General features: G+C 62.5%; 7 protein-coding genes. 4 read left to right on the plus strand and 3 right to left on the minus strand.

Going from position 1 to position 6,930, the window contains the following annotated elements:
• Positions 1 to 391, plus strand: a 391-nt coding sequence (locus EN991_RS17175) for a Bax inhibitor-1/YccA family protein (RefSeq protein ID WP_164769148.1), incomplete at its 5' end; no start/stop codon positions are given.
• 108 nt (positions 392 to 499) lie between these two features.
• Positions 500 to 1,072 (plus strand): GNAT family N-acetyltransferase, encoded by a 573-nt coding sequence (locus EN991_RS17180; protein WP_127369191.1) that lies wholly within the window; start codon positions 500 to 502, stop codon positions 1,070 to 1,072.
• Positions 1,073 to 1,203: 131 nt separating this feature from the next.
• On the opposite strand, the gene EN991_RS17185 is transcribed toward EN991_RS17180, so the two are convergent.
• Positions 1,204 to 1,587 carry a DUF2794 domain-containing protein gene (locus EN991_RS17185; protein WP_127369192.1) on the minus strand — a complete coding sequence of 128 codons (384 nt, stop codon included), beginning with the start codon at positions 1,585 to 1,587 and terminating at the stop codon, positions 1,204 to 1,206.
• A 433-nt stretch (positions 1,588 to 2,020) separates the two neighbouring features.
• Positions 2,021 to 2,806, minus strand: a complete 786-nt coding sequence (locus EN991_RS17190; RefSeq protein WP_013528826.1) for a thioredoxin family protein — start codon at positions 2,804 to 2,806, stop codon at positions 2,021 to 2,023.
• Between the two features lie 172 nt (positions 2,807 to 2,978).
• On the opposite strand from EN991_RS17190, the gene EN991_RS17195 reads away from it, so the two are divergent.
• On the plus strand, positions 2,979 to 3,650 hold the full coding sequence (locus tag EN991_RS17195; protein ID WP_064992626.1) for a ceramidase domain-containing protein: 672 nt from the start codon (positions 2,979 to 2,981) through the stop codon (positions 3,648 to 3,650).
• Between the two features lie 102 nt (positions 3,651 to 3,752).
• On the opposite strand, the gene acnA is transcribed toward EN991_RS17195, so the two are convergent.
• Positions 3,753 to 6,443, minus strand: coding sequence for an aconitate hydratase AcnA (gene acnA, locus EN991_RS17200; protein ID WP_013528828.1), 2,691 nt, complete (start codon positions 6,441 to 6,443; stop codon positions 3,753 to 3,755).
• Positions 6,444 to 6,723: 280 nt separating this feature from the next.
• Between acnA and EN991_RS17205 the strand changes: the two genes are divergently transcribed.
• Positions 6,724 to 6,930, plus strand: a 207-nt coding sequence (locus EN991_RS17205; protein WP_127369193.1) for an ATP-binding cassette domain-containing protein, incomplete at its 3' end; no start/stop codon positions are given.

The raw sequence follows: 6,930 nt of genomic DNA on the forward strand, positions 1-6,930 counted from the left end.
CTTCCTGGTCTACACCACGGCCAGCATTTCACAGACCTTCTTCGCCACGGCCGCCGCCTTCGGTGCGCTGTCGCTGTTCGGCTACACCACCAGGCGCGACCTGACGGCAATGGGCTCGTTCCTGATCATGGGCGTGTTCGGCATCATCATCGCGTCGGTGATCAACATCTTCCTGCAGTCGTCGGCGCTGTCGTTTGCCGTGTCGGCGATCGGCGTGCTGGTCTTCGCGGGCCTCACCGCCTATGACACGCAGAAGATCAAGGAGATGTATTTCGAGGGCGACAGTTCGGACGTCGCCGGTCGCAAGGCGATCATGGGCGCGCTGACGCTCTATCTCGACTTCATCAACCTGTTCATGTTCCTGCTGCAGTTCATGGGCGACCGTCGCTAGTTCAGCATGCTGGACCATCGAGTTCCAAAAGGGCGGCCCAACGGCCGCCCTTTTCTTTTGTGCCGGGCTTTGCTGTTATCGCGAGCAGAGAAATGGCACCCATAAACTATGAGCACTATTACGATTCGACCGGCGACAGCGGCCGACCTCGACAGCATCACCGGCATCTACGCCGACGCGGTCGCCCAAGGCACGGCGAGCTATGAGTTGGAGCCGCCGAGCCGCGCGGAGATGGGTGTTCGATTCGACAGCCTGATGGCCGGCGGCTTTCCCTACCTTGTGGCGGAGAAGGACGGCGCGGTTCTCGGCTACGCCTATGCCGGTGCCTTCCGGCCACGCCCGGCCTATCGCTTCATTGTCGAGGATTCGGTCTATGTCGCGCCCGAGGCCAAGGGCCAGGGCGTCGGGCTCAAGCTGATGCAAAGCCTGATCGAGGCGGTGACGACGGCGGGCTTTCGCCAGATCATCGCGGTGATCGGCGATGGCCGTCCCGACAGCGCCTCGGTGCGGCTGCACGAAAAGCTCGGCTTTCGCCATTCGGGCCGCCTTGAAGGTTCCGGCTACAAGCACGGCCGCTGGCTGGACACGGTGTTCATGCAGCTGTCCCTGAATGGCGGTGCCTCGACGCCGCCCGATCCGAGTTCGCTGCCGGAGCGGAAGTTTCGCCTTAGAGCGGACTGAAGAAGGAACTGAAGAATTGCGGAATTGAAGAACTGAAGAATAAAAAGAAGCGGCGGCAACAGATGACGCCGAGGCCTTTTCTCAACTCATCAATTCTCCATTTCTTCAATTCCCCTGCTCTAATTCCCTGCTCAGGCTTCCACCAGCTTCAACTTGCTGTCGAACACACCGAGCACGCGGCCGAGTTCCTGGCCGCGTTTCAAGATGCGGCCGCCGGCGGCGATGACGGCAAAGGCGCCCTGCTTGCGGGCCAGTTTCGGATCCTTGACGATCTGGAACAGCGGCACTTCGCTGGTGCGGCGGAAGACGGAAAAGACAGCGCGGTCGGCGAGATGATCGATGGCGTAGTCGCGCCATTCATTGGCGGCGACCATGCGTCCGTAGAGCCTGAGGATCTGGTCCAGCTCGCGTCGGTCGAACCGCACCGGCTGATCGAGACGTTCGCGTCGCGCCTCGTGCAGCGGGATTATTGCGGATGCGTCCCCATCCTCCGTCCCGCCACTGTCATCGGTCATGCCTCGATCCTTCAAAATGAATCTTTGCCAACCAAAGTTGGCGTGTTCGCGACTGAATTGCAAGGCCCGGCGAACCGAGCCCCGCGCCGCGCCGTTTCCGTCACGTCCAGTCACTTTTATGAAACGCCGTGTTGGAATTGGTGATGTTCCGCCACATTTCTGCCTTTTTTTATCCGCGCTCATGCCCCAATGTCCGACGAATTTACCGGCGTTGCCTGAGACGGTTCGGTCCGGCACCGGCTCGTAAACCCCAAGCCCCCCGCCCACGGGTCTGCGTCGGATCGAACCAACCTCGGCTCTTCCTCGGAAGAACCGGGAGCGACGATCCCAAAACCTAAATGACCGGCGTCAGAAGCAAGCTGACGTCGGTTTTTTATTGGCTGGTGATAGGTGAACCTTCGCGCTACCGCGGCCGGGGTTTGAGCGCTCTATCTCAAGGCTTGTGGATGAATGCGGCGCCGAGAATGGGACCGGGCATGCCGTCCTTGCCGACCGACTGCAGCAGCACGGCGCAGCCGCCCTTTTTGGCAATCTCGCTCATCGGCAGTTCGTAGCGCTGTGCCTTGCCATGCCACATGCCGGCGGTCTGGATGCCGGTGACGGCGTTCCAGTAGGTCATCTTGCGGCCGGTATTTTCGCCCTCGCCGACTTTGACCGTCTGCGGCGGGTCGAAATAGACGATGACGACATGGGCGTCGCTGGGGCCGTTGCCGGCATCGCCGGCGTCGATCATCACGCGATCGCTGGTGCGGCTGACCTTGACGGCGACGCGCATGCCTTCGCCGCTCTTGGCCATGCGGGCGAGCGCACCATCGACCTCGCCGCGGTTGGCGCCGTTGACATGGACGCGGCCATTGATGACGGCCTGCGGCGTATAGACGGAGCGGCTGCCGAAGGCGCGCATATAGTCGTATTGCCGCTCGGTGTTCTCCTTGCGGCCGAGCGTGTCCTGCCAGCCGAGATAGTCCCAGTAGTCGACGTGATAGGCGAGCGCGACGATGTCTTCCTTGGCGGCAAGTTCGGAGAACAGAGTATCGGCCGGCGGGCAGGAACTGCAGCCCTGGCTGGTGAACAGCTCGACCACGCCCAATGGCTTTTCGATCTGGACCCGGTCGGTCTGGGCGCGATCGGATTCGCCGGCATGCCCGGCGCCGGCAGACGCCGAGAAGGCCAGCGCAAGAGCTGCCAGCCACAATGATTTTCGCGAGGCCATGGCCATTCCGATTCCCGCCGGTGATGCCGGCTTTATCTTGATTGCTGAAATATGTGGCAGAACCGGAAGTCAACGGGAAGTCACGTTGCGGTGAAATTTTGCCGTTGCAGCCGACCGCAACCGCGCAATAGGAAGGATCTGCGCTTCAGGATAGAAACCGATTCGGGCGGCAATCGCGATGTGGCAAACGTTTTTGGCGCCGGTCGACCTCTATTGCGAGCGGACCGGCCCGGAATTCTGGTCCGAACCGGTCAACGCCCTGACCAACTTCGCCTTCATCGCCGCCGGCCTGTGGGGCGTGCGCGAGGTGCGAAGGCTGGGCACCGGCGCCTTCGCCGAGGTTCTGGCCTGGTGGGTGGTGGCGATCGGCATCGGCTCGACGATCTTCCATACTTTTGCCACCAAGGGCACGGTCTGGGCCGACGTGCTGCCGATCGCCGGCTTCACGCTGGCCTACACGCTGTTCAATCTGCGTCGCTTCCTCGGCATGCGATGGGGCAAAGCCATCGCCATCTTCATCGCCTTCTATGTGATTGCCGGGGCGATAACCGTTGCCGTGCCGGACTGGCTGCGCCAGGCGTCGAACGGCACGACGGGCTATCTGCCGCCGTTCCTGGCGCTCGCCTTCTTCGGCGCGCTGGTAGCCGCCAGCGGCAATCGCGCCGGCTGGTACAATCTGGCCGGATCGGCGATCTTCGTGGTGTCCGTCGTCTGCCGGATGATCGACCCGCTGGTCTGCGGCGGTTTCCCGCTCGGCACGCACTTCCTCTGGCACATCCTCAACGGGCTGATGCTGGGTGTGTTGTTGGCCGCCGCGGCGCGGTTTGGGGCGCCGAAGGTAGGGCAGTAGGGCAGTAGGGCAGTAGGGCAGTAGGGCAGTAGGGCAGTAGGGTGCTCTATTCCCTATTCCCTATTCCCTATTCCCTTACTGCCTTACTGCCTTATTCCCTTACTAAGCTGCCAGATCGCGCAGCACGTATTGCAGGATGCCGCCGTTCTTGAAGTAGTCGAGCTCATCCAGCGTATCGATGCGGCAGATGATCGGCACGTTCTTGACCGTGCCGTCGCCATAGGTGATTTTGGCGATCATCGTCTGGCGCGGCTTGATGGTGCTCAGCCCGTCGATCTCGACCAGCTCGTCTCCCTTGAGGTTGAGCGATGCCCATGAGGTGCCTTCCTCGAAGACGAAGGGGATGACGCCCATGCCGACCAGGTTCGAGCGATGGATGCGCTCGAAAGACTGGGCGATGACCGCGCGGACACCGAGCAGATTGGTTCCCTTGGCCGCCCAGTCGCGCGACGAGCCGTTGCCGTATTCGACGCCGGCGAAGACGACCAGCGGCACGCCTTCCCTTTTGTACTCCATCGCCGCGTCGTAGATCGATTCCTCTTCCTTCGACGGGTAGTGGATGGTGTAGCCGCCCTCGCGGCCGTTCTCGCCCAGCATGTGGTTGCGGATGCGGATGTTGGCGAAGGTGCCGCGCATCATCACCTCGTGATTGCCGCGCCGCGTGCCGTACTGGTTGAAGTCGGCGACGCCGACGCCGTGGTCGGTGAGGTATTTGCCGGCCGGCGACGCTGCCTTGATCGATCCGGCCGGCGAAATGTGGTCGGTGGTGATCTTGTCGCCGAACAGGCCGAGCACGCGGGCGCCCTTGATGTCGCCGATCTTGCCGAAACCTGACGTCATGCCGGCGAAATAGGGCGGGTTCTGCACATAGGTCGAGTTGTCGTCCCAGGCATAGGTCTGGCCTTCCGGCGCCTTGACGTTCTGCCAGTACTCGTCGCCCTTGAAGACGTCGGCATATTTGCGGGCGAACAGCTCGCGGGTGACGTTCTTCTCGATGAACTCCTGGATTTCGGCCGAGCTCGGCCAGATGTCCTTGAGGTAGACCGGCTCGCCGTTCTTGTCCTCGCCGAGCGGCTCTGTCGTGAGGTCCTTGGTGACAGTTCCGGCCAGCGCATGCGCGACGACCAGCGGCGGCGAGGCCAGATAGTTGGCCTGCACGTCAGGCGAGACACGGCCTTCGAAGTTGCGATTGCCGGACAGGACCGCGGCGGCGATCAGGCCCTTGTCGTTGATGGTTTTGGAGATCGGCGCCGGCAGCGGGCCGGAATTGCCGATACAGGTGGTGCAGCCGAAGCCGACCAGGTTGAAGCCGATCTGGTCGAGCTCCTTCTGCAGGCCGGATTTCTCCAGATATTCGGCGACCACCTGGCTGCCGGGAGCCAGCGAGGTCTTCACCCACGGCTTCTGCTTCAAACCGAGCCGGTTGGCATTGCGGGCCAAAAGACCGGCGCCGATCAGCACGCTCGGGTTCGAGGTGTTGGTGCAGGAGGTGATGGCGGCAATGACGACATCGCCGTGACCGAGATCATGGTCGGTGCCTTCGACGGCATAGCGCTTGGAGATTTCGGCCGCCTTCTTGTATTCGGTCTCCATCGCCTTGGCGAAGCCTTCCGGAATGCCTTCCAGGGCGACGCGGCCTTCAGGCCGCTTGGGGCCGGCCATCGACGGCACGACGGAACCAAGTTCGAGCTCGAGCAGATCAGTGAAGACAGGGTCGGCCGAGCCGGTTTCACGCCACAGGCCCTGGGCCTTGGCGTAGGCCTCGACCAGCGCGATGCGGTCCTCGCTGCGGCCGGACATTGTGAGATAGCGGATGGTTTCCGAGTCGACCGGGAAGAAACCGCAGGTGGCGCCATATTCGGGGGCCATGTTGCCGATGGTGGCGCGGTCGGCCAGCGTCATGTTGGAGAGGCCCGGGCCGAAGAACTCGACGAACTTGCCGACGACCCCCTTCTTGCGCAGCATCTGGGTGACGGTGAGCACGAGGTCGGTGGCGGTGACGCCCTCTTTCAGCTTGCCGGTGAGACGGAAGCCGATGACTTCCGGCAGCAGCATGGAGACCGGCTGGCCGAGCATGGCCGCCTCGGCCTCGATGCCGCCGACGCCCCAGCCGAGCACGCCCAGGCCGTTGATCATGGTGGTGTGCGAATCGGTGCCGACGCAGGTGTCGGGATAGGCTGTGGTTTCGCCGTCCTCGGTGTTGGTCCACACCACCTGGCCGAGATATTCGAGGTTGACCTGATGGCAGATGCCGGTGCCGGGCGGCACGACGCGGAAGTTGCGGAACGCCTGCTGGCCCCATTTCAGGAATTTGTAGCGCTCTTCGTTGCGCTCATATTCCAGCTCGACATTGCGGGCGAAGGCCATCGGCGTGCCGAATTCGTCGACGATGACGGAATGGTCGATGACGAGGTCGACCGGCACCAGCGGGTTGATCTTCTGCGGATCGCCCCCGAGCGAAGCCATGGCGTCGCGCATTGCGGCAAGGTCGACCACGGCCGGAACGCCGGTGAAATCCTGCATCAGCACGCGGGCCGGGCGATAGGCGATCTCGACGCCGGCGGTGCCCTTATCGGTCAGCCAGCCGGCCACCGCCTGGATCGATTCCTTGGTGACGGAGCGGCCGTCTTCGTTGCGCAGCAGGTTTTCCAGCAGCACCTTCATCGAATAGGGCAGTTGCGAGATGCCGGTAAGGCCGTTCTTTTCGGCCTCGATGAGATCGAAATAGGCATATTCAGCGCCGCCTGCGGTCAGCGTGCGGCGGCAATTGAAACTGTCGAGAGATTTTGACACGTGCGATCCTTGTCTGTTCAGCCTGAAAGGGAACGGACGCCGATGGCATGCAATCACGCGCAAAGGTGCGGGTACGGCCATTTCCGCTGTCCGTTCCCAAGCAACCCGAGCCGTTCAAGGCGGCGCGTGCGCTGGTTCGGCGCTAATTCTGTTCCCGTGCCGACCGCTGGCACGGATGCACCGCATATAGAGAATTTTCTGGAATAGTTCTAGACAGTTGGAAAGCAATTTTGTGCGATGCGGCAGCGGCCGCGACACATGGTTTCAGGGCAGGCGAGGAATGCGGCTGATCGCCGAAAATCTGGGCGGCGAGCGAGGCGGCGACGCGGTGTTTTCCGGCATCGGCTTTGCCTTGGAGCAGTGTCAGGCGCTTATCGTCACCGGGCCGAACGGATCGGGCAAGTCGACCTTGCTGCGGATCATCGCCGGGCTGCTGCCGGCGGCGGAAGGCAGCGTGAGGATTGAGGGCGTCATGAAGGTTGAAGAC

It is taken from the genome of Mesorhizobium sp. M7A.F.Ca.US.005.03.2.1, assembly GCF_003997795.1.
Classification (GTDB): Bacteria; Pseudomonadota; Alphaproteobacteria; order Rhizobiales; family Rhizobiaceae; genus Mesorhizobium; species Mesorhizobium ciceri.